Below are 25,745 nucleotides of genomic sequence, written 5' to 3' on the forward strand. Positions count from 1 at the left end.
GCCCGTCGTCCCGCAGATCACTTTCGTCCACTCTTTTCCTCTGATCAATCCTTTGGGGTGAACTCTTTCCACTCAAAAGTGAGGTCAAGAGGGGTTTGTGCGCGGAATCCCGAGGTTCGTCACCCCTTCCGGAGGGATCAATTCCGAAGTCCACAGACTTTCCCCACACCCTGTGGATAACTTTCCGACGGTGTGGACACCTGTGGACAACCGGGCTCCAAGCGCCGTGCGCACCAAGGAATTCGAGTCAACCGGCGGCCCGCGCTCCCACCCGCGCCGGGGAGATGCGCCCCTTTCCTTGACGCCGAGGAACACACAGCGCAATTCCCCCATAACGGAAAGTGGGCCACCCCGCCGCAATAGTGAGTCGTGGGCCGTCGCACCGCACCGGTAGCCTGGACCGCGTGATTGACCTTCGCCTGCTTCGTGAGGACCCCGACCGTGTGCGTGCTTCGCAGCGCGCCCGTGGAGAGGACGTCGCGCTCGTCGACGCCCTCCTGTCTGCCGACGAGCGGCGCAGGTCGTCCGGCGTCCGCTTCGACGAGCTGCGCGCCGAGCAGAAGTCGCTCGGCAAGCTCATCCCCAAGGCGGCCGCCGACGAGAAGGCCGAGCTGCTGAAGAAGGCCGAGCAGCTCAAGGCCGACGTGAAGGCCGCCGACGCCGACCGGGACGCCGCCGCGGCCGAGACCCAGGAGCTCCTGCTCAAGCTGGGCAACCTGGTCCACCCCGACGTCCCCGTGGGCGGCGAGGAGGACTTCGTCACGCTGGAGACGCACGGCACCGTCCGCGACTTCGGCGCCGAGGGCTTCGAGCCCAAGGACCACCTGGAGCTCGGCCAGCTCCTCGGCGCCATCGACGTGGAGCGCGGCGCCAAGGTCTCCGGCTCGCGCTTCTACTTCCTGACCGGCGTGGGCGCGCTGCTCGAGCTCGCCCTGGTGAACGCCGCGATGGCGCAGGCCACCGCGGCCGGCTTCACGCCGATGCTGACCCCCGCGCTGGTGCGCCCCCAGTCGATGGCGGGCACCGGCTTCCTCGGCCAGGCCGCCCAGGACGTCTACCACCTGGACAAGGACGACCTGTACCTGGTCGGCACGTCCGAGGTGGCGCTCGCCGCGTACCACATGGACGAGATCATCGACGCCGACCGGCTGCCGCTGCGGTACGCGGGCTTCTCGCCCTGCTTCCGCCGCGAGGCCGGCTCGCACGGCAAGGACACCCGGGGCATCTTCCGCGTGCACCAGTTCGACAAGGTCGAGATGTTCTCGTACGTCGCCCCGGAGGACTCCCAGGCGGAGCACCAGCGGCTGCTGGAGTGGGAGAAGCAGTGGCTGACCTCGCTGGAGCTGCCGTTCCGCGTGATCGACGTCGCCTCGGGCGACCTGGGCTCCTCCGCCGCGCGCAAGTACGACTGCGAGGCGTGGATCCCGACCCAGGGCAAGTACCGCGAGCTGACCTCGACCTCGGACTGCACCGAGTTCCAGTCCCGCCGCCTGCAGATCCGCGTCCGTGACGGCAAGACGGTGCGCCCGCTGGCCACGCTCAACGGCACCCTGTGCGCCGTACCGCGCACGATCGTGGCCATCCTGGAGAACCACCAGCAGGCCGACGGCTCGGTGCGCGTGCCCGAGGTGCTGCGCCCCTACCTGGGCGGCCGGGAGATCCTGGAGCCGGTCGCCAAGTGAGCACCGCCCCGTCGTCCTTCCCGTACCGGCTCGTCGCCACCGACCTCGACGGCACCCTGCTGCGCGACGACCACTCGGTCTCCCGGCGCACCCGGGACGCGCTCGCCGCGGCCACCGCGGCGGGCGCCGCGCACATCGTCGTCACCGGCCGCGCGGTGCCCTGGACCCGGCCCATACTCGACGACCTCGGCTACCGGGGCCTCGCCGTCTGCGGCCAGGGCGCCCAGGTGTACGACGCCGGGGCGCACCGCCTGCTCACCTCGGTGACGCTGGACCGGCAGCTGGCCGGGGTGGCGCTGGCCAAGATCGAGGCGGAGGTCGGCCCGCTGCACCTGGCCGCGAGCCGCGACGGGCTGGACGGCGAGGTGCTGGTCGGTCCCGGTTACGAGGTCGTGGGCGGACTGCCCGCGACGCCGTTCACGGACGCGTCGGACCTGTGGACGGCGCCCCTGAACAAGCTGTACATCCAGCACCCGGACCTGACCTCCGACGAGCTCGCCGAGGCGGCCACCCGCACCGCGGGCGGTTTCGTCACGGTCACCATGGCGGGCGAGGGCATCGTCGAACTGCTCCCGCTCGGACTGTCCAAGGCGACGGGGCTGTCGCTGGCGGCACGCCGGCTGGGCGTGAAGGCGGCGGAGACGATCGCCTTCGGCGACATGCCCAACGACGTCCCGATGTTCGCCTGGGCCGCGCACGGCGTGGCCATGGCCAACGCCCACCAGGAACTGCGGGCGGTGGCCGACGAGGTGACGTCCTCCAACGAGGAGGACGGGATCGCGGTGGTGCTGGAGCGGTTGCTGGGCTGAGGCGCCCAGCGGCTGCGGAGGATGCACGGATCGAACGTGCGCGGGCTCTCCGGCCCGACCGCGGTTCAGCGAACCGGTGCCTTACCACTCGGCCAATCCTCCGGGTGGGCGGCCCACGCGCCTCACCGCGCGTGCTCGAAGCGGCCGCCCCGGGCAGCTCCCCGTGCGGGGCGGACTCGACGGAGGAGTGAGGACTGCTCCGGAGCCCGCCGCGGGCTGCCCTGACGGGAGCGGAACGTACTGCCGTGCACGGACACCGTCCCGCTCCTCTCCCCGACCACGGCACCGGGCGTTCCCGGCGGTGCGGACACGTCCACTCTGCCCGCCGGGTGCCCGGGCCGCCACCGAATTGATCCGGGTCGCCGCGTCCTCGTCACTCCTCGCCGGCGAGCGTCAGCGTGCGCAGCTTCCGGCCGGCGTACCAGGTGGCCAGGACGGTGACCGCCGCGAGCAGGATCGTCGCGGTCGTCAGGCCGACGTCCGAGGTGACCAGGTCGCCGCCGGAGACCTTCTGGGCCACGGCCAGCGACCACTGCTGGACGCTCAGCGTGCGCGCGCCGGGCACCAGGGAGCCGAACAGGGCCTCCCAGACCAGGGCGTAGACCAGGCCGAACACCACCGCGTGCCGGGAGACCGTGCCGAGCAGCAGGAAGAGCGCCGCGTACGCGATGGAGGCGACCAACGCGGCCACGGTGTAGGCGACGGCGACCTGCTGGCCGTTGCCGTTCAGGACGAAGCCCGCGATCAGCGTGGGCACCGCCGAGAACACCATGGTCACGGCGATCGCGACGATCAGCTTGGTGTAGATGATCGTCGGCCGCTTGATCGGCTTGGACAGCAGGTACACCACCGAGCCGTCGTCGATCTCGGGACCGATGGCGCCGGTGCCCGCGATGACGCCGATGATCGGCACCATGGTGGCGAGCGCGAACCCGCCGAGGACGTCGGCCGCGGTCTGGTCGTCGGCGCCGCTGAGGGCGCGCACCGCCAGGGAGATCGCGACCAGCAGCAGGGGCAGCGCGCCCAGGATGAGGGCCCGGCGACGGCCGAGCAGGGCCCGGTAGGTGAGCCGGGCGACTGTGGGGTCGTACATCTTGGGCCTCCTACGCCGCGACCAGGTACGAGAAGACGGACTCGAGGGACTCGTCGGACGGCGAGACCGTGAGCAGGCGGATGCCGTGTTCCTTCGCGACCCTCGGCAGCAGGGCCGTGAAGCGGCCGAAGTCGACGGCCTGGATGCGCAGGGCACCCTCCGCCACGTCCACCTCGATGCCGGACGTGGACGGGTCGGCGATCAGCGCGGCCGCGAGGGCGCGGTCGTCGCTGGAGCGCACCAGGTAGCGGTGCGGGCGGTCCGTCATCAGGCGGCGGATCCGGCGGAAGTCACCGCTGGCCGCGTGCCGGCCGGCGACGACGACCTCGATGTGCCGGGCGAGTTGCTCGACCTCTTCGAGGATGTGGGAGGAGAACAGCACGGTGCGGCCCTCGTCGCCCATGCGCCGCAGCAGGTCCATCAGCTGCATGCGCTGGCGCGGGTCCATGCCGTTGAACGGCTCGTCCAGCAGGAGCAGCGACGGCTGGTGGACCAGCGCGGAGGCCATCTTCACGCGCTGGCGCATGCCCTTGGAGTACGTGGCGATCTTCCGGTCCTGCGCGTACTCCATCTCCACGGTCGCCAGGGCCTGCTGGGCGGCCTTGGCGCCCAGGCCGTGCAGTTCGGCGTTGGCGAGGACGAACTCGCGGCCGGTGAGGAAGTCGTACATCGCCTCGCGCTCGGGGACGATGCCGATGTGCCGGTAGACGGCCTCGTTGCGCCACACCTGCTGCCCGTCGAGGGTGACGGTGCCGGTGGAGGGGGCGAGGAAGCCGCCCATCATGTTGATGAGGGTGGACTTCCCGGCGCCGTTGGGGCCGAGCAGGCCGGTGACGCCCGGGCCGACGGTCATCGTGATGTCGTTGACGGCGACCACGTTGCCGAACCAGCGGGAGACGTGGTCGATGTTGAGCGTGGTCACAGTCCCACCTTCTTGTAACGCCGCATCAGGAGGCCGTGGCTGGCGGCGATCAGGCCGAGGCTGAAGAGGACGTAGACCACGCCCTCGGCGTTGCCCGGGCCCACTCCGCCGGGGAAGGCGGAGCTCGCGCCCAGGAAGGCGGACTGCACGCCGTCGATGAGGGTGATCGGCGAGAACAGGCCGATCCAGACGATGGCGTCGTCGCTGCCCTGGGCGTCCGCGATCGCCTGGAGGGTGGAGACCGCGCCGTAGGAGATGGTCAGGACGGCGATCACGGCCGCGATGCCGAAGCCGCGGCGCGGGGTGACCGACGCGATGACCAGGCCGATGCCGGCGAAGAGCAGCGAGAGCAGTGCCACGGAGACGAGTCCCTGTGCGAATCCCTTGGTCTGGTCGGAGAAGTCGAGCTTGGCCAGCAGCGCGCCGATGTACAGGACCAGCAGGGGAGCGGCGGTGAGGATGAACAGCGCCGAGGCCAGTGCCGCGAACTTGGCGCGCACGTAGTCGGCCGTCTCGATGGGCCGCGAGAAGTACAGCGGCACGGTTTTGAAGCGCAGGTCGCGCGAGACGGACTGCGGGGCCTGCGAGGCGACGTACAGGCTGATGACGGCCTGCATGACGATCGCGTAGCGCGTGTAGTCGAGGGGCAGGTCGTTGGCCTTGGTGGCGACCGCGACGGCCACCATGATGGTGGCGGGCACGCACATCACCACGAACAGCAGCATCGGCAGCACCTTGGACTTCACCGAGCGGCCGAGGCCGTAGGAGCCGCGCAGGGACTGCGAGTACAGCGAGAGCCTGGCGTAGGCGCGGCCGAGGCGGGGGCCGTCGTAGGAGCGGTAGCCGATGTTGTGGATACGGGTGTCACCCGGCGCGGTGACCGGTGTCCGCGTGGACTGCTCAGCCGCCATGACCGACCGCCTCCTTCCGCTGCTCGTCGTTGTCCTTGAAGACCTCGGAGATGTGGTGCCGGCGCTGCTCCATGCGCACCAGGCCGAGGCCGAGGTCGGCGATGACGTCCCGGACCAGGTCGTAGGTCTCCTCGCCCCGCGCGGTGAGCAGCAGGACGTGGCCCGCGCCCGGCAGTCCGCTGCCGTCCTCGGCGGTCACCCCGCGCGCGTGCAGCGCGTCGCGCACCGCGCGGGTGCCGTCCGGGTGCTCGTCGGTGTCGGTGACCTCGATGGCGAGGGTCGTGGTGGTCTGGGTGAAGTCCGTGGTGGAGCTGGAGCGCAGCAGCTTGCCGCCGTCGACGACGACGACGTGGTCGCAGGTGCGCTCCAGTTCGCCCAGGAGGTGCGAGGTGACCAGGACCGAGATGCCGAAGTCGGTGTGGATCCGGCGGATCAGGCCGAGCATCTCGTCGCGGCCGACCGGGTCGAGGCCGTTGGTCGGCTCGTCCAGGAAGACCAGCTGCGGGTCGTGCACGAGGGCCTGCGCGAGCTTCACGCGCTGCTTCATGCCGGTGGAGTAGCCTCCGATGGGGCGGTAGCGCTCCTCGTACAGGCCGACGTGGCGCAGCGTGTCCGCGGTGCGTTCGCGCGCCGCGGCGGGCGGCAGGCCGGACATGCGCGCCATGTGGACGACGAACTCGGTGGCCGAGACGTCCGGCGGCAGGCAGTCGTGCTCCGGCATGTAGCCGACCCGTTCGCGGATGGTGGCGCCCTCGGTGGCGACGTCGAGGCCGAGCACTTCGGCGCGGCCCTCGGTGGCGGGGGACAGACCCAGCAGGATCTTGATCAGTGTGGACTTGCCGGCTCCGTTGGCTCCGACGAGTCCGGTCACACCGGGTCCGACGTCCACGGAGAGCCGGTCAAGCGCGGTCACCCGGGGGAACCGCTTGCTCAGGCTTTCGGTCGCGATCACAGTCACGTCCTCGACGGTAGTGACCCTCGCCACCCCGGTCGTCAGACCGGAGAGCCGTCTTGGGGTCCCCCTGGAGTCGTACGAGCCCGTAGGGGGTCCGCCCGGGAGCCGGTCGTCCACGGGCCGGGAAGCACGGGCCGGGGGCGGACCGCGGCACACGGGCCGGGGGCGGACCGCGGCACACGGGCCGGGGGCGGACCGCGGCACACGGGCCGGGGCGGCCGCGGAGCACGGGCCGGGGGGCGGACCGCGAGGCACTATTGACGACCGGTCTAACAACTGCCACATTCGCCGGTGTGACCGGGATGAGAGGCGCGCGGGAGCGCCGGGTGCGCACGGGCGGGGTCGAGTTGTGCGTCGCCGAGATGGGCGAGCCGGGGCGGCCGACGGTCGTCCTGGTGCACGGCTACCCGGACAGCAAGGAGGTGTGGTCCGAGGTCGCGCCGCGCCTCGCCGAACGCTTCCACGTCGTGGCGTACGACGTCCGGGGCCACGGTCGCTCCACGGCTCCGCGGCCGCTGCGGGGCGGGTTCACCCTGGAGAAGCTGACCGACGACTTCCTGGCCGTCGCGGACGCGGTCAGCCCGGACCGGCCGGTGCACCTGGTGGGGCACGACTGGGGCTCGGTGCAGTCCTGGGAGTTCGTCACGGTGGCCCGTACCGAGGGGCGGATCGCCTCCTTCACCTCGATGTCCGGGCCGTCCCTGGACCACCTCGGGCACTGGATCGACCGCCGTCTGAGGCGCCCCACCCCGCGCCGGGTCGGCCAGCTGCTCGGCCAGGGCGCCCGGTCCTGGTACGTGTACCTGCTGCACACGCCGGCGCTGCCCGAGGCCGCCTGGCGCGGCCCGCTCGGCAGGCTCTGGCCGCGCGTCCTGGAGCACGCGGAGAAGGTCCCCGGCGGCGACTATCCGACCTCGTCCCTGCCCTCGGACGCGGCGCACGGGGCCTGGCTCTACCGGGACAACGTACGGCCCCGGCTGCGCCGTCCCCGTGCGGACGCCTACGCCCACGTGCCCGTGCAGCTCGTCACGCCCCTGGGGGACGCGTTCCTCTCGCAGCGGCTCCACGACGGACTGGAGCAGTGGGCCCCGCAGCTGACGCGGCGGACGCTGCCGGCCAAGCACTGGGTGCCGCGCACCCGCCCCGACCAGCTGGCGACGTGGATCACCGACTTCGTGACGTCCGTGGAGGACGGCCGGACCCGGGCGGCCGCCCCGGGCCGCCACGCCGACCGCTTCGGCGGGCAGCTCGTCCTGGTCACCGGGGCGGGCGGCGGCATCGGACGGGCGACGGCGCTCGCCTTCGCCGGGGCGGGCGCGCGCGTGGTGGCCGCCGACCGGGACACCGAGGCCGCGGTCCGCACCGCCGACGAGGCCCGCCGGGCCGGGGCGCCGGCGGCCTGGGCGGAGACGGTGGACGTCTCCGACGAACGGGCCATGGAGAGGTTCGCCGAGCGGGTCACCGCCGAGTACGGCGTGGTGGACGTCCTGGTGAACAACGCCGGCATCGGCCTGGGCGGCTCCTTCTTCGACACCACTCCGGAGGAGTGGCGGAAGGTCCTCGACGTCAACCTGTGGGGCGTCATCCACGGCTGCCGGCTCTTCGGGAGGCGCATGGCCGAGCGCGGGCAGGGCGGTCACATCGTCAACGTCGCCTCCGCGGCGGCGTTCCTGCCGTCCAGGGCGCTGCCCGCCTACGGCACGTCCAAGGCGGCGGTGCTGATGCTGAGCGAGTGCCTGCGCGCGGAGCTGGCGGGCCGGGGGATCGGCGTGACGGCGGTGTGCCCCGGGTTCGTCAGCACCGGCATCACCGCCACCGCGCGCTTCGCGGGCACGGACGCCGAGGAGGAGCGGCGTCTGCGGCGGCGGGCGGCCCGGCTCTACGGTCTGCGGAACTACCCGCCGGAGAAGGTCGCCGCCGCGATCCTGCGCGCGGTGGTGCGCGACGAGGCGGTGGTGCCGGTCACCCCGGAGGCGCGGACGGCGTACGCGCTGTCGCGGTGGATGCCGGGTGCGCTGCGGAGGATCGCGCGGGTGAAGCCCTCGGTGTGAGCCCGGGCGGGCCGGTTGTCCACAGGTCCTGCCAACTCTCCTGTGGATAAACGCACTTGGTTGTGGATCAAACCTGGTGGACAAAATCCGTCGCGTGATTCACGTCTCTCCCGGCAGGCTGGCGGAATGGACGAAAGACGCACCGTGAAGGTGTCGAAGTACCTCGCCAGGCATCTGCGCCACCGGCCGGAGCGGATCGGGCTCATGCTCGACGAGGGCGGCTGGGTGGAGATCGACACGCTGATCGCGGCGGCGGCCGCACACGGCTTCCCCCTCACCCGGGAGGAACTGGACCACGTCGTCGCCGTCAATGACAAGCGGCGCTTCGCCGTCGAGGGCACCCGGATCCGCGCCAGCCAGGGCCACACCGTCGCGGTCGACCTCGGACTGCCGCCGGCCACGCCACCGCCGCACCTGTACCACGGCACCGTCGCCGGCAACCTGGACGCGATCCGCGCCGAGGGGCTGCGGCCCATGGACCGGCACGACGTGCACCTCTCCGCCGACCGCGAGACGGCGACCCGCGTGGGCGCCCGTCGCGGCCGCCCGGTCGTGCTGTCCGTGGACGCGGCCGCCATGCACCGCGACGGCCACGTCTTCCGGGTGAGCGCCAACGGCGTGTGGCTGACCCGGGCCGTGCCCGCTCGGTATCTGCGGTTTCCCGGCAGCCGCTGAGGACGCATGATCGGTGACATGGACCACTTGCCCACCACCGAGGCCGCCGTCACCGCCCTCCGGGCCCTCGCCGACGCGTACGAGCGCGAGATCGAGGTCACCCATGACATCGGTGCCGACCAGACCTCGCGCCGCACCGCCGCGGGCGTCGGCGTCACCACCGACCCCGACGGCTCCCTCCCCCACGAGGCCTACGTCGAGTTCGGCGGCCTGCCGCGGGTGAGCGTGCGGCTCTATCCCGAGGACGACGCGCTGATCGACGTCGAGGGCGTCGAGTGCCCCGACATCCCGCGCGACGAGGTGCCGGCCTTCCTGCGCTCCCTCTTCGACGGCCTGGCGTACGTCCGGGCGCGGCGTTTCCCGCCCGGCTACTTCCTGATCGTTCCGCTCCCCGGAGACCGGACGCACAAGGAGTTCATCCCGTTGGTCGTCCTCACTCCCTGGCTGAGCTCCCGCGTCCGGTAGCCGGTCCGCGGCCGGGAGCTGTTCCGCGACCGGGAGCTGTTCCGCGACCGGGAGCTGGTACACGTCTGGTGGCTGTTTCACGTGAAACACCGCGGGCGCATAGGCTCGGTGCCATGAGTCTGCGCCTGAGCACCGTGATCCTCCCCCATCGCCGCTGGCACGAGGACGGCCGTGCGGCCTGGGAGCGCGCCGAGGAGCTCGGGTTCCACACGGCGTACACCTACGACCACCTCTCCTGGCGCAGCTTCCGGGACGGTCCGTGGTTCGGCGCCGTCCCCACCCTGACCGCCGTGGCGGCCGTCACCGACCGGATGCGGCTGGGCACCCTCGTGACCTCCCCGAACTTCCGGCATCCGGTGACCCTGGCCAAGGAGCTCATCTCCCTCGACGACATCTCCGGCGGACGCGTCACGCTCGGGATCGGGGCGGGCGGCACCGGCTTCGATGCCACCGCACTCGGCCAGGAGCCGTGGACACCGCGCGAGCGCGCCGACCGCTTCGCCGAGTTCGTCCCGCTGCTCGACCGGCTGCTCACCGAGGACGCGGTGTCGTACGAGGGCGACTTCTACGCGGCGCACGAGGCCCGCAACATTCCCGGCTGTGTGCAGCGGCCCCGGCTGCCGTTCGCCGTGGCGGCCACCGGGCCGCGCGGACTGCGGCTCGCCGCCCGCCACGGGCAGGCGTGGGTGACCACGGGCGACCCCAAGCTGTACGAGAACGGCACACCCGAACAGTCGGTTCAAGCCATTCGCGGTCAGGCGGAGAAGCTGGCCGACGCCTGCGCCGAACTCGGCCGGGACGTGACGGAGCTGGACAAGATCCTGCTCACCGGGTTCACCCCGGACCGGGGCCGGCCGCTGGAGTCCCTGAACGCGTTCGTCGACTTCGCGGGCCGCCATGCCGAGCTGGGGTTCACCGAGATCGTGATCCACTGGCCCATTCCCGACTCGGACTTCGCCGCGGACCAGAAGGTCTTCGAACGCATCGCCATGGAGGCGCCCGCACAACTGCGGTGAACGGGAGTTGTCCCGCGCGTGGCCCGCGGTCGGCCCGAGGCACGGGAAGGCCGACGTCAACAGCGGTAATCACTCAGATGTGCAGAGTGCCGCACGGTCGTGCGGGCATATGCGGGACAATGGCCGGGTGACCTCAGCGATCCGACAGCCCGAGACCCCGGCCCGCACCCTTCCCCCGCGTCTCATCGCCACCGACCTCGACGGCACCCTGCTGCGCGACGACAAGTCGGTGTCCCCCCGCACGGTCGCCGCGCTGGCCGCCGCCGAGGAGGCGGGCATCGAGGTCTTCTTCGTCACCGGCCGCCCGGCCCGCTGGATGGACGTCGTCAGCGACCACGTCCACGGCCACGGGCTCGCCATCTGCGGCAACGGCGCGGCCGTCGTCGACCTGCACGGCGGCCCCGGCGCACACCGCTTCGTGAAGGTGCGGGAGCTGGCCCGGGAGAACGCGCTCGACGCCGTACGGCTGCTGCGCGACGCCGCGCCGGGCACGGTGTACGCCGTGGAGCAGACGTACGGCTTCAACCAGGAGCCGGAGTACCCGAAGCTGCACATGGAGGTCCCGGACGTCCTCAGGTCCGCCGAGGAGTTGCTGGGGCCGGACGGTCCCGCCGCGGACGAGCCGGTGCTGAAGATCCTGGCCTTCCATCCCGAGATGGACCCCGACGCCTTCCTCACCCTGGCCCGCCTCGCCATCGGCGACCGCGCCAACGTCACCCGCTCCAGCCCCAGCGCCCTGCTGGAGATCAGCGGTCCCGGCGTGTCCAAGGCCAGCACGCTCGCCCTGTGCTGCGCCGAGCGCGGCATCTCCCACGAGGAGGTCGTCGCGTTCGGCGACATGCCCAACGACGTCGAGATGCTGACCTGGGCGGGCCGGTCCTTCGCGATGGGCAACGCCCACCCGGACGTCGTCGCCGCCGCGTCGGGACGCACGGTCGCCAACAACGACGACGGGGTGGCCGTGGTGATCGAGCGGCTGCTGACGGAGCGTTCCTAGGCCTGCCCGGTCCCGAGGCCCGCGGTCCGGCCGCCGTTCACAGGAACACCCCGCGCCGGGCCAGCCACGACACCGGGTTCACCGCCGAGCCCATCTCCGGGGTGACGCGCACCTCGAAGTGGAGGTGCGGTCCGGTGGAGTTGCCGCTGGTGCCGGACTGACCGATCCACTGCCCCGGGGAGACCCGTTCGCCCTGGTCGACGGCGACGGCGGCGAGGTGGGCGTACTGGGTGTAGTAACCGCCCGGGTGCCTCAGCACGATCTCGATGCCGAAGGCGCCTCCGCAGGACACCTTCACCACCGTGCCGGTGCCCACGGCCCGGACCGGTGTGCCGATCGGCACCGCGAAGTCCTGCCCGGTGTGCCGGTTCGCCCACCGCGCGCCGCCGCTGCCGTAGGACGCGGACAGCGCGTAGGTCTCCACCGGCGCCACCCAGGAGGTGGTGAACCGCGTCTCCGGCTGGTCGAGGCGGGTCGCACCGCGGCAGGCGCCTGCCGCGACCGAGGCGTTCGCCTGTCCCTGGAGCCGCCACCGCGCCGTCTCGAGCTTCCGCTCGATGTTCTTCTTCAGGGCGGCGAGTTCCGCGTTCCGCTTCTCCAGCTTCTTCCACGCCGCCGCGGCCCTGGCCTCGTCCCGGGCGAGCCGTGCCTCGGCCCGCTCGCTCCTCTCGATCGCCCTGTCGAGGGACAGTTCCGCCTGCCACACGGCCCGCTGACCGCGCATCAGCTCCTCCGGGTCGTCCGCGAGGATCATGTGCGCGGCGAGCGGCAGCCCGCCGCCGCTCCGGTACTGGGAGCTGGCGATCCGCCCCAGGTCCTCGTGCATGCCGGCCATCGCCCGCCGCTCGCGGTCGAGCTCCTCCTCCAGCCGTCGCGCCTCGCCCCTCTGTTCCTCGGCCTTCCGGCGCCCCGCCTCGTACCGCTCGGTCGCCGCCGCCGCTTCCTCGTACAGCCGCGCCACCTGCGCGCTGACGCCGGATGCGGAGCCGTGACCGGGGGCGTGGTCGCCGTCGGCGGGCCGGGCGGCGAGCACGGCGAGCGCGCACAGCGGCACGGCGACGAGCAGCGGATGGCGGCGGGTGAGACGCATGCCTGCGATCCTTGCCCCGCCCCGGCACGCGGTCCTGTTCAGGTCGTACGCATGGGGGACCCCTTCACCCCGGATGGACCAGCGATACCGCCGTACCGCCGAACGGCGGCCCGGCCGGTCCCGGTTGACCTCCCGTCACGTCCGGTCCCCACCGGTTCCGGTTGACCTTCCGTCACGTCCGGGAACGCCCGGCTAGCCGGCGCCCACCCGGAGCTCCGACTCCGCCTCCCGCCGCACCATCGCCCGCAACGGTCCCTCCACGGCCGCCAGTTCGGCGTACGGGCCGCGCTGCACCACTCGTCCCCCGTCCAGCACGACGACCTCGTCCACCGCCTCCAGGCCCGCCAGCCGGTGGGTGATGAGCAGCGTCGCACGGCCCTCGGTGGCGGCCAGCAGATCGGCGGTGAGCGCGTCCGCGGTCGGCAGGTCGAGGTGTTCCGCGGGCTCGTCCAGCACCAGCACGGGGAAGTCCGCGAGCAGTGCCCGGGCCAGCGCCAGCCGCTGCCGCTGCCCTCCGGACAGCCGCGCCCCGTGCTCTCCGACGAGCGTGTCGAGCCCGTCCGGCAGGCTGTCGGCCCACTCCAGCAGCCGGGCCCGGGCGAGCGCGCCGCGCAGGTCGTCCTCGGTCGCGTCCCGCCGCGCGAGCAGCAGGTTCTCCCGCACCGTGCTGTCGAAGAGGTGCGCGTCCTGCGCGCACAGCCCGACCAGCCGCCGTACGGCGTCGCCGTCCAGGGCGTACGCGTCCACCCCGGCCAGCGTGTACGAGCCGGCGCCCGGGTCCAGGAACCGCAGCAGCACCTGCGCGAGCGTCGTCTTGCCGGAGCCGGACGGGCCGACCACCGCGATCCGGCGGCCCCGCTCCAGGGTGAGGTCCAGCCCGGCGAGCGCGTCCCGGTCCTGCCCGGTGTGCCGGGCGGCCAGCCCCCTGACCGCGAGCGGGAACGGCGACGCGGGCGCCTGCCGGGGACGCTCCGGCTCCCGCACGGGCACCGGGGCGTCCAGCACCTCGTACACCCGCTCGGCGCTCCGGCGCACCCGCTGCCGGTACTGCACGGCGAGCGGCATCCCGAGGACGGCCTCGAACGCGGCCAGCGGGGTGAGGACGACGACGGCCAGCGCCACACCGTCCAGCCGGCCGGCGGCCACCGCCTGGACGCCGACGAGCGCGGCGGCCGCGACGGTCAGGCCGGAGATCAGCGCGGTGAGCCCGTCGCCGAGCGCGGTGGCCGTGGCGGCGCGCGAGGTGATCCGGGTGAGCGCGCCGTCGGCCCGCCGTGCCCCGGCGGTCCGCGCGGGCAGGGCTCCGGCGACGGTCAGCTCCGCGGTCCCGGTGAGCAGGTCGGTCACACGGGTGGCGAGCACGCCCCGGGCGGGCGCCAGCCTGCGTTCCGCACGCCGGGCCACGGCACCGGTGAGCAGGGGCACGCCGACCCCCGCCGCCAGCAGCCCGGCCGCGAGCACGGCCCCGGCCTCGGGCAGCAGCCAGGCCGTGAAGCCGACGGAGAGGGCGGAGACCACGACGGCCGCACCGGCCGGCAGCAGCCACCGCAGCCAGTAGTCCTGGAGGGCGTCCACGTCGGCGACCAGCCGGGAGAGCAGATCGCCCCGGCGCGCATCGCGCAGTCCGGCGGGCGCCAGCCGCTCCAGCCGCCGGAACACCGCGACCCTGAGGTCGGCCAGCATGCGCAGGACGGCGTCGTGCGACACCAGGCGCTCGGCGTAGCGGAACACGGCCCGCCCGATGCCGAAGGCCCGGGTCGCCGTCACGGCCACCATCAGGTACAGCACGGGCGGTTGCTGCGAGGCCCGGGAAATGAGGTACCCGGAGGTCGCCATGAGCCCGACGGCGCTGCCCAGCGCGAGACTGCCGAGCAGCAGTGCGAGGGCGAGCCGCCCCCGCCGGGCGCCGGACACGGCACGGACGCGGGCGAGGACGCCTCCCGGGGCCGTGTCGGTGCCGGGTCCGGCGGGTCCGCCCTCCGGCACGGGCTCCGCCGCGGGGGCCGTCGCGGTACCGGCCTCCCGGTGCACGGGCTCTCCGTGGCCGGCGGGAGCCGGTTCCGCGAGCCGCACCACCCGGTCCGCGACGGCCAGCAGCGCCGGCCGGTGCACCACCAGCAGCACCGTCCGGCCGGCCGCCAGCCGCCGTACCGCCGCCACGACCTCGGCCTCGGTCGCGCCGTCCAGCGCGGCCGTCGGCTCGTCGAGCAGCAGGACGGGCCGGTCCGCGAGGAAGGCGCGGGCGAGCGCCAGCCGCTGCCGCTGCCCCGCGGACAGTCCCGCCCCGTCCTCGCCGAGCACGGTGCCGGCGCCCTCGGGCAGCGCGTCCACGAACTCCAGCGCGCCGGCGTCCCGCAGGGCGCGCCGCACGGCGTCGTCGTCCGCGTCGGGCCGGGCCAGCCGTACGTTCTCCGCGATCGTCCCGGCGTACAGGTGCGGCCGTTGAGGCACCCAGGCGACGTGGCGGTGCCACTCGGCCGGGTCGGCCCCGGCGAGATCCGTTCCCCCGACCCGTACCCGGCCCTCGGCCGGCTCGACGAACCCCAGCAGCACGTTCAGCAGCGTGGACTTGCCCGACCCGCTCGGTCCGACCAGCGCGACCGTCTCCCCGGGGGCGACGGTGAAGGACACGTCCGACACGGCGGCCGTGGAGCGGCCGGGGTAGCGGACCGTCACCCCCTCGAAGGACAGGCCGCCCGCCTCGGAGGACAGGACACCCCCCTCGGAGGACGGGCCGCCCGTCGGCACGGGTCCGGCCCCCGGCGCCGGGAGGGGTGTCTCCAGCACCGAGAAGATCTCCTCGGCCGCCGCGAGCCCCTCCGCCGCCGCGTGGTACTGCGTCCCGACCTGCCGCAGCGGCAGGTACGCCTCGGGCGCGAGGATCAGGATGACCAGACCGACGAAGAGGTCCATGTCGCCGTGCACGAGCCGCATGCCGATCGTCACCGCGACCAGCGCCACCGAGAGGGTGGAGAGCAGTTCCAGCGCGAAGGAGGAGATGAAGGCGATCCGCAGCGTCCGCATGGTCGCCCGCCGGTACTCGGCGGTGATCCGCCGGATCGACTCGGCCTGGGCCCTGGCCCGCCCGAACACCTTCAGCGTCGGCAGCCCGGCGACGACGTCGAGGAAGTGCCCGGACAGGCGGGACAGCAGCAGCCACTGGCGGTCCATCCGGGACTGGGTGGCCCAGCCGATCAGCACCATGAAGACCGGGATGAGCGGCAGGGTGCCGACGATGATGGCCGCCGAGACCCAGTCCTCGGTGACGATGCGCGCCAGCACCGCCACCGGTACGACCACCGCCAGCCCCAGCTGGGGCAGGTAGCGCGAGAAGTAGCCGTCGAGGGCGTCGACCCCGCGGGTCGCCAGGGCGACGAGCGAACCGGTGCGCTGTCCGCTCAGCCATCCCGGGCCCAGCGCCGTCGCCCGCTCCAGCAGCCGCCCCCGCAGCTCCGACTTCACCGCGGCGCTCGCCCGGTGGGCGGCCAGTTCGGTGAGCCAGCCGACCAGCGCACGACCGACCGCGACGGCGGTGAGGAGCAGCAGGGGGGTGCCGAGTTCACCGACCGGCAGGCCGTGCTGGAACGCCCCCACCACGACCTCGGCGATGAGCACGGCCTGGGCGACGACCAGGCCCGCGCCGACGGCGCCGAGGCCGACGACCGCCACCAGGAAGAACCGGGTGGCGCGGGCGTACCGGAACAGTCGCGGGTCGATTGGTTTCACGTGAAACACACCTCAGTGCACGGGGTCGGCGATGTGCTGGGTACCGATCCGCTTGCGGAACACCCAGTACGTCCACCCCTGGTAGAGCAGGACGACCGGAGTGGCGATCACCGCGAGCCAGGTCATGATCTTCAGGGTGTAGGGGCTGGAGGAGGCGTTGGTGACGGTGAGGCTCCAGTCCGCGTCGAGCGTGGACGGCATGACGTTCGGGAAGAGCGTCAGGAAGAGCATCGCCACGGCGGCCACGATGGTGACGCCGGACAGCGTGAACGCCCAGCCCTCGCGCCCCGCCTGGTTCGCGACCAGCGCGGTGACCAGCGCGGCGACGGCGACGACCAGCGCGACCAGGCTCGCGCCGTCCCCCTGGTCGGCCTGGGTCCAGAGCAGGAAGGCCGACGCCAGGACCGCCGTGACGAGACCCACGCGCAGCGCCAGCCGCCGCGCCCGCTCCCGGATCTCCCCGACCGTCTTGAGCGCGGTGAACACCGTCCCGTGGAAGGTGAACAGCGTGAGGGTGACCAGGCCGCCCAGCAGCGCGTACGGGTTGAGCAGGTCCCAGACGGTTCCCACGTACTCGAACGAGGCGTCGATCCTCACGCCCCGGACGATGTTCCCGAAGGCCACGCCCCACAGGAAGGCGGGGATCAGCGAGGTCCAGAAGATCGCCGTCTCCCAGTTGCGCTGCCAGTGCTCCTCCGGCCGCTTGGCCCGGTACTCGAAGGCGACACCGCGGATGATCAGGCAGACCAGGATGAGCAGCAGGGGCAGGTAGAAGCCGGAGAAGAGCGTGGCGTACCACTCGGGGAAGGCGGCGAAGGTCGCACCGCCCGCCGTGAGCAGCCACACCTCGTTGCCGTCCCAGACGGGTCCGATGGTGTTGATCAGCACCCGTTTCTCGGCGCGGTCACGGGCGAGCAGCCGGGTGAGGACGCCGACCCCGAAGTCGAAGCCCTCGAGGAAGAAGTAGCCGATCCACAGGACGGCGATCAGTACGAACCAGACGTCGTGCAGTTCCATGGCGTGCAGCTCCCTGGGCCTAGTACGAGAAGGCCATCGGCTTGTCGGCGTCCCGGAGGTCGCCGCCGAGCTTCGTGGGCGGGTTGAGGTCGGACTCGCTCAGCTCGGGCGGGCCGGCCTTGACGTACTTGACGAGCAGCTTGACCTCGATGACGGCCAGGACGGCGTAGAGCAGGGTGAAGACGGTCATCGAGGTGATGACCTCGGCCGTGGAGACCCCGGGGGAGACCGCGTCCCGGGTCTGCATCACGCCGTAGACCACCCAGGGCTGACGGCCCATCTCGGTGAAGATCCAGCCCCAGGAGTTGGCGATCAGCGGGAAGGCCATGGTCCACAGGGCCAGGAGCCAGTAGATCCGGGTGAGCCGGGCACCGAGCGGCTGCCGCAGCAGCACCAGGTGCGGCACCTCGTCCTCCCCGGTGCGCAGGGCGGGTGGCAGCAGGAACTTCTTCCGCGTGAGCCACAGCCCCAGCAGGCCGAGCGAGAAGGACGCCATGCCGAAGCCGATCATCCAGCGGAAGCCCCAGTAGGCGACGGGGACGATGGGCTTGTAGTCGCCGGGGCCGAACTGCTCCCGCAGGGCCTCGTTGGTGTCGTTGATGCCGGGCACGTACGACTCGAAGTCGCTGTGGGCGAGGAAGGAGAGCAGGCCGGGGATCTCCAGGGCGACCTTGTTGTGGCCCTCGTCGACGTCGCCGTAGGCGAACACGGAGAAGGGCGCCGGCCCCTCGCCGTCCCACAGGGCCTCGGCGGCGGCCATCTTCATCGGCTGCTGCTCGTACATGACCTTGCCGAGGGTGTCGCCGCTGACGGCGGTGAAGATGCCGCCGACCGCCAGGGTGACCAGTCCGAGCCGCAGCGAGGTCCGCATCACCGGGATGTGCTTCCGCCGCATCAGGTGGAAGGCGGCGATGCCGACCATGAAGGCGCCGCCGGTCAGGAAGGCCGCCGAGAAGCTGTGGAAGACCTGGTTGAGGGTGGTGTTCTGGGTGAGCACCAGCCAGAAGTCGGTGAGCTCGGCGCGGCCCTTCTCCTCGTTGATCCGGTAGCCGACCGGGTGCTGCATCCAGGAGTTGGCCGCGAGGATGAAGTACGCCGACAGCAGCGTGCCGATCGAGACCATCCAGATGCAGGCCAGGTGGATCTTCTTGGGCAGCTTGTCCCAGCCGAAGATCCACAGTCCGATGAAGGTGGACTCGAAGAAGAAGGCGATCAGCGCCTCGAAGGCGAGCGGGGCACCGAAGACGTCACCGACGAACCGCGAGTAGTCGGACCAGTTCATGCCGAACTGGAACTCCTGCACGATGCCGGTGACCACACCCATCGCGATGTTGATCAGGAAGAGCTTGCCCCAGAACTTCGTCGCCCTGAGGTACTTCTCCTTCTCCGTGCGCACCCAGGCGGTCTGCAGTCCGGCGGTGAGGGCGGCCAGCGAGATCGTCAGGGGCACGAAGAGGAAGTGGTAGACGGTGGTGATGCCGAACTGCCATCGCGCCAGGGTCTCCGGCGCCAAAGCCAGATCCACGTCGTCGCTCCTTACTTCGCCGTGGTCAGCAGCGGCCTTTTGGTCCCGTTCGTCCCCCACATCTCGGGAAAACAGGATGAGCTTGTGAACGCGTTCACATTCACAAGCAATTATGACCTACCGCTTTTCAGACCCGGAAGGGGGGTCCCGTGTGACGTCAACCCCTTTGCGAGGGCTTCCCGCGCACAAGACGGCGGCCGACGGGTGATCCCGTCGGCCGCCTGGACGTACGTGCTGGTCAGAGCCCCTTGTGGAAGTCCCCCGCCACCTTCAGGAAGATGTCGTTCGCCTCGTCCTCGCCGACCGTCACCCGCACTCCCTCACCGGGGAACGGCCGGATGACCACGCCCGCCCGCTCACACGCCTGCGCGAACTCCACCGTGCGCTCCCCCAGCCGCAGCCACACGAAGTTGGCCTGGCTCTCGGGCACCGTCCAGCCCTGGCCGCGCAGCGCCTCCATCACCCGGTTGCGCTCACACACCAGCGAGCCGACCCGGCCGATGAGCTCGTCCTCGGCCCGCAGCGACGCGATCGCCGCGTCCTGGGCGATCTGGCTCACCCCGAACGGCACCGCCGTCTTGCGCAGCGCCGCGGCCACCGGCTCGTGGGCGATCGCGAAACCGACCCGCAGTCCCGCGAGGCCGTACGCCTTGGAGAAGGTCCGCAGCACGCAGACGTTGGGCCGCTCCCGGTAGATCTCGACGCCGTCCGGCACCTCGGTGTCCCGGATGAACTCGCGGTAGGCCTCGTCGAGCACCACCAGGACGTCGCGGGGAACCCGGTCCAGGAAGCGCTCCAGCTCGGCCCGGCGCACCGCCGTGCCGGTCGGGTTGTTGGGGTTGCAGACGAAGATCAGCCGGGTCCGGTCGGTGATCGCCGCGGCCATCGCGTCCAGGTCGTGCACATCGCCCGGCGTCAGCGGCACCTGCACGGACGTGGCCCCGCTGATCCGGGTGATGATCGGGTACGCCTCGAACGACCGCCAGGCGTAGATCACCTCGTCGCCGGGGCCCGAGGTGGCCTGGAGCAGCTGCTGGGCGACGCCGACCGAGCCGGTGCCGGTGGCCACGTGGGAGGCCGGGACGGCGAAGCGCTCGGACAGCTCGGCCGTCAGGGCGGTGCAGGCCATGTCCGGGTAGCGGTTGAAGGAGGAGGCCGCGGCCGTGACGGTCTCCATCACACCCGGCAGCGGCGGATAGGGGTTCTCGTTGGAGGACAGCTTGTAGGCCACCGGACCACCGGACGCCGCCGGCTTGCCCGGCTTGTACGTGGGGATCCCCTCCAGCTCGGCGCGCAGCTTGGGGCTCGTCTCGCTCACCGCAGTCCTCCTCGCGAAGACCGGCGGCCCATGACCGCCGCCGACATCCAATACTGCTCACCTTATGAGGATTCGGCGCCGCTGCGTATAGGGGAGGCGAAGACGCCCGCGCCGCCCCGTCCGCCCCACCGGCAACAAGGGCAACATCACCCGAAGGTGCACGAAGGGAGCACGAACCGGGGGCGCGCCGCACATATATCTATGCGCCGGTGGCTTGCGCCGTGGCGCGCGTCCCCCGTGCAGGTGAGTTGAGACCTCTTCGCAACATCGCACCCGCGACAGGCCCGCATGCGCCGCCGCGTCAGGTACTGGCACGGGAGCCCCCAACACCCTTGCTTTCCAAGGGGGTTACCCTTGATGGATCTTGCAGAAACGTACCTGTCAACGCGTGCATATGCGCCCGCCCTACCCCACCGTATGAGCCCTACTATCGGCTCGCCATGACAGCAGCAGGGAAGCACCAGGTGAGCCGCGCGGAAACCTCACGCAGAGGCAGCCGGCCGGGTCGAGCGGGCATCAGGGACGTGGCCGCCGCCGCCGGAGTCTCCATCACGACCGTCTCCGACGCACTCAACGGCAAGGGCCGGCTCCCGGACGCCACCCGGCGCCACGTCCGCGAGGTGGCCGACAGACTGGGGTACCGCCCCTCGGCCGCCGCCCGCACGCTCCGCACCGGCAAGTCCGGACTCATCGGCCTGACCGTGACGACCTACGGGGATGAACCTTTCACCTTCACCGAGTTCGCGTACTTCGCCGAGATGGCGCGCGCCGCCACCTCCGCCGCGCTCGCCCGCGGCTACGCCCTCGTCATCCTCCCCGCGACGTCCCGCCACGACGTGTGGTCCAACGTCGCCCTGGACGGCACGGTCGTCATCGACCCCTCCGACCAGGACCCGGTCGTCAGCGAACTGGTCCGCCAGGGCCTACCGGTCGTCTCCGACGGCCGGCCCGCCGGATCACTGCCGGTCACCGCCTGGGTCGACAACGACCACGAGGCCGCGGTCCTCGGCATCCTCGACCACCTCGCCGACGCCGGCGCCCGCCGCATCGGCCTGCTCACCGGGACGACGACCGACACGTACACCCATCTGTCGACCACCGCGTACCTGCGCTGGTGCGAGCGCGTCGGCCAGGACCCGGTGTACGAGGCCTACCCCGCGCACGACCCGTGCGCGGGCGCCGTCGCCGCCGACCGGCTGCTCGCCCGCCCGGACCGCCCCGACGCCGTCTACGGCCTGTTCGACCCGAACGGCACCGACCTGCTCGCCGCCGCCCGCCGCTACGGCCTGCGCGTCCCGGACGACCTGCTGCTCGTCTGCTGCAGCGAGTCGGCCGTCTACGCCAACACCGAGCCGCCCGTCACCACGCTCTCCCTGAAACCGCGGCGCATCGGCACGGCCGTGGTCCAGCTGCTCATCGACGCCATCGAGGGGGTCGACCCCGACCAGCCGGTGGAGCAGGTGATACCGACCGAGCTGATCGTGCGCACCTCCTCGCAGCGTCGGCCGCCCCGCACGACGGTCAGCCCGCCGAGGTCGCCGAAGGGGGCCTGACGTCCGGGGGACCGGCGGGCCGGTTCCCCGGGCGGCGGCCGCGCGGGGGAGGTCACAGGCCGGTCGAAGCCCGGCCCAAACGGGGCGAAAGTCACGGTGGACCGGAGTCTCGCTCCGATTCACCACCCCTGGGTCATCACATGGCGCGATCCGCATTCCTATGATGGGCCCACGACACCGCGGGCCGCTGCGACCAGGCAGTCCGACGCGGTGCAGATGCGGCGCGATGGTGGAGGGGTCGATGACTCAGGGGGCCGGTCAGGGACCCGAGGTGGAGCGGACGGCGACACTGCGCGACTTCCGGGTACCCGCGTACGTCCACGAGACCGGTCCGTACGCCCGGAGCACCCACCCGGGTGACGTCGTCCCTCCCTCCGAGGAGGCCTACCCGGAGGGGTACACCCCCACCCAGCGGGACCTCCCCGTCATCAATCGGGGTGACACCGTCCAGGTGACCGTCGACCCCGCGTCCGTCCCCGCCCCGCAGCCCGCCACCGGACCCGGCCCGCTGTACGTGGTCGGTGACGTCCACGGCTACCTCGACGAGCTGGTGGCCGCCCTCCAGGAGCAGGGCCTCGTCGACTCCGCGGGCCAGTGGTGCGCCGGCACCGCGCGGCTGTGGTTCCTCGGCGACTTCACCGACCGCGGCCCGGACGGCATCGGTGTCATCGACCTCGTGATGCGGCTGTCCGCCGAGGCCGCCGCGGCCGGCGGCTACTGCAAGGCCCTCATGGGCAACCACGAGCTGCTGCTGCTCGGCGCCAAGCGGTTCGGCGACACCCCCGTCAACTCCGGCGCGGGCACCGCCACCTTCCAGGCGGCCTGGCTGCTCAACGGCGGCCAGAAGAGCGACATGGACCGCCTCCAGGACCACCACCTGCAGTGGATGGCCCGCCTCGACGCCGTCGAGGAGGTCGACGGCCACCTGCTGCTCCACTCCGACACCACCGCCTACCTCGACTACGGCCGCTCCATCGAAGAGGTCAACGACACCGTCCGCGAGACGCTCACCCGCAACGACGCGGACGAGGTCTGGGACCTGTTCCGCAAGTTCACCAAGCGGTTCTCCTTCCGCGACGAGGGCGGCGCCGACGCGGTGCGCTCCCTGCTGGATACGTACGGCGGCACCCGGGTCGTTCACGGCCACAGCCCCATTCCGTACCTGCTGGGCGAAGTCGGGTCCGAGGACGGCGGGGACGACGCCGGCCCCGTGGTCACGGGACCGCACGTCTACGCCGACGGTCTCGCCATCGCCATGGACGGCGGCGTCACGATGGCGGGGAAACTGCTGGTCCAGCAACTGCCGCTGGGCTCCTGACCGTTCACGGGACCGCCGTCCGGCGGCCCGCCACCGCACCGCGCGCGCGGCAATTTCGGTAAACCCCCTGTCACCGCGCGCCGTCACCGCTCTACCATCGGCTTATCCGTAGCAGGCTCCCCTCCGTTTCTGCCCGACGGCTCGTCAGCATGCCGAGCCCCAAGCCCTACGGAGCATCGGGGGATGCACATGAACAGCGTTCCGCAGTACCTGTTGAGCGAGGACCGCAAGGAGTACGAGCGGATTCTCGATGAGGCGCTGCGCTCCGCACCACACCACCCGGAACTGACCGCTGTCGGACAGCGGCTCAACGCCGAACAACTGCGCACGATGGCGCTCAACGCCTCCGCGATCATCACGGCGGCCGCGGCGACCGAGTACCGGCACTACGTGAAGGTCCGCGAGGAACTGCGCCGGCCGCCGGCGTCGTCCGCCCCGTCCGGCCACGGGTCCGACTCCGCCGAGCCGGACACGAACGCGGTGGGGCTCGCCACCACCGTGGGGGAGGCCGCCGGCGCGGGCGCCGTCGCCGTCGTCGCCGTCCTGGCACCGGTCCTGGCCGGAACGGCCGCCGCGATATTCCTGCTGGTCGGCTACGTCCTGCGGATGCTCGACCCCGGGGCCGCGTTCGCCCGGACCATGCTCACCACCGGCTGGGTGTTCGGCGCCGTGACGGCGGTCACCATCCTGGTCGCCGCGGTGGGCCTGCTGCTCACCGCCCTGCGCAACAAGCCCTCGGCCCTCGGCACCTCGTACGACGAACTCGACGAGGAGCTGGCCCGGGCCAGGGACGCCTGGCGCGAGGCGCTGCTGGAACGGGGGATCCTGCCGTTCCTGCGGGACGCGCTCACCGATCCGGCGGCCGCCACCGCGCTGCGTCACACGGCACCCCCCGCGCCGACCAGCCGTATCCCGCACCTCGGTTACGGCCGGCCGGGTTTCACCAGCCCCGGCGAAGGCCCGGCCGGCGGTCCGCGACCGAGCTATTCGAGCCCGGACTACTCGAGCCCGGACTTCGGCGGACCGGAACACCAGCCGGAGTAGCCGGGCGGCCCGTCCGCCGGCTTGCGCTCCCTCCCGGGCGGAGTCCCCCGGGAGCCTCCGCGTCGGGGGCGCGAGCCGCGTGGACGGGTGCCGCACGGGCGGGTTCCTGCCGCGGCAGGCCGTCGCCGGGCGCCGGTCAGAGGATGCCCGCCCGGCCCGCGGCCGCGATCCACAGCGGGAACTCGGACAGCAGGCGGTCGTACAGCTCCGGGTCCGGCACGGTGCTGATGTCGTCGACGGCGAAGAACCCGACGTTGTCGACGCGGCGCCCGGGCAGCGTGTCGAACCGCTCCAGCACGCCGTAGTTCGACCGGCCCAGCCCCACGAACTGCCAGAAGACCGGTTCCTCGACGGCCTCGCGCAGCTGCCGCTCGATCTCGGCGTTGCGGTAGACACCGCCGTCGGAGAAGAACAGCACGAGGGTCGGCACGGGGGCGGGGTTCTCCCGGACGTACGCGCGCACCTCCGCGATGACCTTCTGCTCCTCGTTCTGGATGCCCACCTCCCGCATGTCGACCTGGCGCGGGTCCAGCCCCTTCTTCCGTCCGCGCCGGAAGAGGCTCATCTCCCCCACGCGCACGTGCAGCCGCAGCCACTCGGGAAGCTCGCCGATCCGCAGATCGGGCAGCCTGGCCGGGTTCGAGGCGAACGTCCAGGCCTGCATCTCGCCGTCGTCGTCCAGCTGCGCGGCGACGGCGGCCATGCGCTCGACGACGTCGGCCACGACCCCCTTGGAGTACAGGAAGGACATGGACCCGGAGGCGTCCAGTACGAGGACGACGCGTGCGGTGACCCCGGTGGCCCCGTGCTTGCGCAGACTGACCGCCACCTGCTCCTTGCGCAGGGACAACCGCTTGCGCATGTCCACGGGCAGCCGCTCCTCGCCCGTGGCCGGCCGCGGGGCGCCCGCCCGGGGGACGGAGGGCGGTGCGGCCGCCGTGGGCACCGCGGGAGGAACCGGCGGGGCCGGCGGAACCGGCGAGGAGGGCGGAGCCGGTGCGGCCGGGGGCGCCGGGGCGGTGGCCGCCGGCGGGGCGTCGTCCACGGTGATGCCGAAGTCGCCGGCCAGCCCGGCGAGCCCGGAGGCGTACCCCTGTCCCACCGCGCGGAACTTCCACTTCCCCTGCCGCCGGTACAACTCGCCGCCGATGAACGCGGTCTCCGTCCCTGCCTCCATGTCGAACCGCGCGACCTCGGTGCCCGTCCCGGCGTCGAGCAGCCGGAGCACCAGCCCCGGCACCTGGCCGAAGGTCCCGCCGTCGGCCGACGCGCACAGCACGATCCGCTCGACGGCCGGTTCCAGCGCGCGCAGATCCACCTCCACGGTGTCGGTCGAGGCGCCGGCGGCGCTCCGCTTCCCCAGGTGCGCCACGGCGCCCGACGCGTGCCGCGGCTGGTTGTAGAAGACGAAGTCACCGTCGTCGCGCACCCGCCCGCTCTCCGTGAGGAGCAGGGCCGAGGCATCGATGTCGGGCACACCGGGCCCGGCCGCCCAAGCGAGCTCGACGCGCACCGCGGGGGCGTCGACGGGGAGGTTGGAACCCTTGCTCATCGCTCTCGCTGTCATGGGGCCAGTCT

At 72.3% G+C, this 25,745-nt stretch carries 20 protein-coding genes and 1 tRNA gene; 10 read left to right on the forward strand and 11 right to left on the reverse strand.

Going from position 1 to position 25,745, the window contains the following annotated elements:
* Positions 1 to 404: 404 nt before the first annotated feature.
* Positions 405 to 1,682 carry a serine--tRNA ligase gene (serS, locus tag GL259_RS19520; protein WP_159534538.1) on the forward strand — a complete coding sequence of 426 codons (1,278 nt, stop codon included), beginning with the start codon at positions 405 to 407 and terminating at the stop codon, positions 1,680 to 1,682.
* Positions 1,679 to 2,491 carry an HAD family hydrolase gene (locus tag GL259_RS19525; protein ID WP_159534540.1) on the forward strand — a complete coding sequence of 271 codons (813 nt, stop codon included), beginning with the start codon at positions 1,679 to 1,681 and terminating at the stop codon, positions 2,489 to 2,491. Before serS ends, GL259_RS19525 begins: the two co-directional genes overlap by 4 nt.
* 15 nt (positions 2,492 to 2,506) lie before the next feature.
* On the opposite strand, the gene GL259_RS19530 is transcribed toward GL259_RS19525, so the two are convergent.
* The 5 genes from GL259_RS19530 to GL259_RS19550 form a co-directional block, all read right to left on the reverse strand.
* Positions 2,507 to 2,593, reverse strand: a tRNA-Ser gene (locus tag GL259_RS19530).
* Between the two features lie 271 nt (positions 2,594 to 2,864).
* The gene (locus GL259_RS19535; RefSeq protein WP_159534543.1) at positions 2,865 to 3,584 is read right to left on the reverse strand and encodes an ABC transporter permease subunit; all 720 of its coding nucleotides are present in this window, start codon (positions 3,582 to 3,584) and stop codon (positions 2,865 to 2,867) included.
* A gap of 10 nt (positions 3,585 to 3,594) precedes the next feature.
* A complete protein-coding gene (locus GL259_RS19540; RefSeq protein ID WP_159534545.1) occupies positions 3,595 to 4,506 on the reverse strand; it encodes an ABC transporter ATP-binding protein in 912 nt (303 codons plus the stop codon).
* Positions 4,503 to 5,417 (reverse strand): ABC transporter permease, encoded by a 915-nt coding sequence (locus GL259_RS19545; RefSeq protein ID WP_159534547.1) that lies wholly within the window; start codon positions 5,415 to 5,417, stop codon positions 4,503 to 4,505. The genes GL259_RS19540 and GL259_RS19545 overlap by 4 nt, the downstream gene beginning before the upstream one ends.
* Positions 5,407 to 6,369: an ABC transporter ATP-binding protein gene (locus GL259_RS19550; RefSeq protein WP_159538782.1), complete on the reverse strand. Its 963-nt coding sequence runs from the start codon at positions 6,367 to 6,369 to the stop codon at positions 5,407 to 5,409. Before GL259_RS19550 ends, GL259_RS19545 begins: the two co-directional genes overlap by 11 nt.
* A 296-nt stretch (positions 6,370 to 6,665) precedes the next feature.
* Here GL259_RS19550 and GL259_RS19555 point away from each other — a divergent pair, with 296 nt between their 5' ends.
* From GL259_RS19555 to GL259_RS19575, 5 genes are all read left to right on the forward strand, one after another.
* Positions 6,666 to 8,423: an SDR family oxidoreductase gene (locus GL259_RS19555; protein WP_159534550.1), complete on the forward strand. Its 1,758-nt coding sequence runs from the start codon at positions 6,666 to 6,668 to the stop codon at positions 8,421 to 8,423.
* Between the two features lie 126 nt (positions 8,424 to 8,549).
* Positions 8,550 to 9,098 carry an RNA 2'-phosphotransferase gene (locus GL259_RS19560; RefSeq protein ID WP_159534552.1) on the forward strand — a complete coding sequence of 183 codons (549 nt, stop codon included), beginning with the start codon at positions 8,550 to 8,552 and terminating at the stop codon, positions 9,096 to 9,098.
* Positions 9,099 to 9,104: 6 nt separating this feature from the next.
* On the forward strand, positions 9,105 to 9,563 hold the full coding sequence (locus GL259_RS19565; protein ID WP_159534554.1) for a hypothetical protein: 459 nt from the start codon (positions 9,105 to 9,107) through the stop codon (positions 9,561 to 9,563).
* 113 nt (positions 9,564 to 9,676) lie between these two features.
* Complete coding sequence (locus GL259_RS19570) at positions 9,677 to 10,579, forward strand: LLM class flavin-dependent oxidoreductase (RefSeq protein ID WP_159534556.1); 903 nt, start codon at positions 9,677 to 9,679, stop codon at positions 10,577 to 10,579.
* Positions 10,580 to 10,688: 109 nt separating this feature from the next.
* Complete coding sequence (locus GL259_RS19575; protein WP_166461531.1) at positions 10,689 to 11,576, forward strand: Cof-type HAD-IIB family hydrolase; 888 nt, start codon at positions 10,689 to 10,691, stop codon at positions 11,574 to 11,576.
* 37 nt (positions 11,577 to 11,613) lie between these two features.
* Here GL259_RS19575 and GL259_RS19580 read toward each other — a convergent pair whose 3' ends face one another.
* The 5 genes from GL259_RS19580 to hisC form a co-directional block, all read right to left on the reverse strand.
* A complete protein-coding gene (locus tag GL259_RS19580; protein ID WP_159534560.1) occupies positions 11,614 to 12,666 on the reverse strand; it encodes a M23 family metallopeptidase in 1,053 nt (350 codons plus the stop codon).
* Positions 12,667 to 12,858: 192 nt separating this feature from the next.
* Positions 12,859 to 16,392, reverse strand: coding sequence for a thiol reductant ABC exporter subunit CydD (cydD, locus tag GL259_RS19585; protein WP_159534562.1), 3,534 nt, complete (start codon positions 16,390 to 16,392; stop codon positions 12,859 to 12,861).
* 12 nt (positions 16,393 to 16,404) lie between these two features.
* Positions 16,405 to 17,409: a cytochrome d ubiquinol oxidase subunit II gene (cydB, locus tag GL259_RS19590; RefSeq protein WP_159534564.1), complete on the reverse strand. Its 1,005-nt coding sequence runs from the start codon at positions 17,407 to 17,409 to the stop codon at positions 16,405 to 16,407.
* Positions 17,410 to 17,428: 19 nt separating this feature from the next.
* Entirely contained in the window at positions 17,429 to 18,934 is a 1,506-nt protein-coding gene (locus GL259_RS19595; RefSeq protein ID WP_159534566.1) for a cytochrome ubiquinol oxidase subunit I, read from the reverse strand.
* A gap of 238 nt (positions 18,935 to 19,172) precedes the next feature.
* Positions 19,173 to 20,252: a histidinol-phosphate transaminase gene (gene hisC / locus GL259_RS19600; RefSeq protein ID WP_159534568.1), complete on the reverse strand. Its 1,080-nt coding sequence runs from the start codon at positions 20,250 to 20,252 to the stop codon at positions 19,173 to 19,175.
* Positions 20,253 to 20,692: 440 nt separating this feature from the next.
* Between hisC and GL259_RS19605 the strand changes: the two genes are divergently transcribed.
* The 3 genes from GL259_RS19605 (at position 20,693) to GL259_RS19615 (ending at position 24,167) form a co-directional block, all read left to right on the forward strand.
* Positions 20,693 to 21,805 carry a LacI family DNA-binding transcriptional regulator gene (locus GL259_RS19605; RefSeq protein WP_159534570.1) on the forward strand — a complete coding sequence of 371 codons (1,113 nt, stop codon included), beginning with the start codon at positions 20,693 to 20,695 and terminating at the stop codon, positions 21,803 to 21,805.
* Positions 21,806 to 22,031: 226 nt separating this feature from the next.
* Positions 22,032 to 23,123: a metallophosphoesterase gene (locus tag GL259_RS19610; protein WP_159534572.1), complete on the forward strand. Its 1,092-nt coding sequence runs from the start codon at positions 22,032 to 22,034 to the stop codon at positions 23,121 to 23,123.
* 183 nt (positions 23,124 to 23,306) lie between these two features.
* Positions 23,307 to 24,167 (forward strand): hypothetical protein, encoded by an 861-nt coding sequence (locus GL259_RS19615; RefSeq protein WP_159534574.1) that lies wholly within the window; start codon positions 23,307 to 23,309, stop codon positions 24,165 to 24,167.
* 136 nt (positions 24,168 to 24,303) lie between these two features.
* Here GL259_RS19615 and GL259_RS19620 read toward each other — a convergent pair whose 3' ends face one another.
* Positions 24,304 to 25,734, reverse strand: coding sequence for a VWA domain-containing protein (locus GL259_RS19620; protein ID WP_159534576.1), 1,431 nt, complete (start codon positions 25,732 to 25,734; stop codon positions 24,304 to 24,306).
* Positions 25,735 to 25,745 lie beyond the last annotated feature (11 nt).

It is taken from the genome of Streptomyces sp. Tu 3180 (genome assembly GCF_009852415.1).
Lineage (GTDB): Bacteria > Actinomycetota > Actinomycetes > Streptomycetales > Streptomycetaceae > Streptomyces.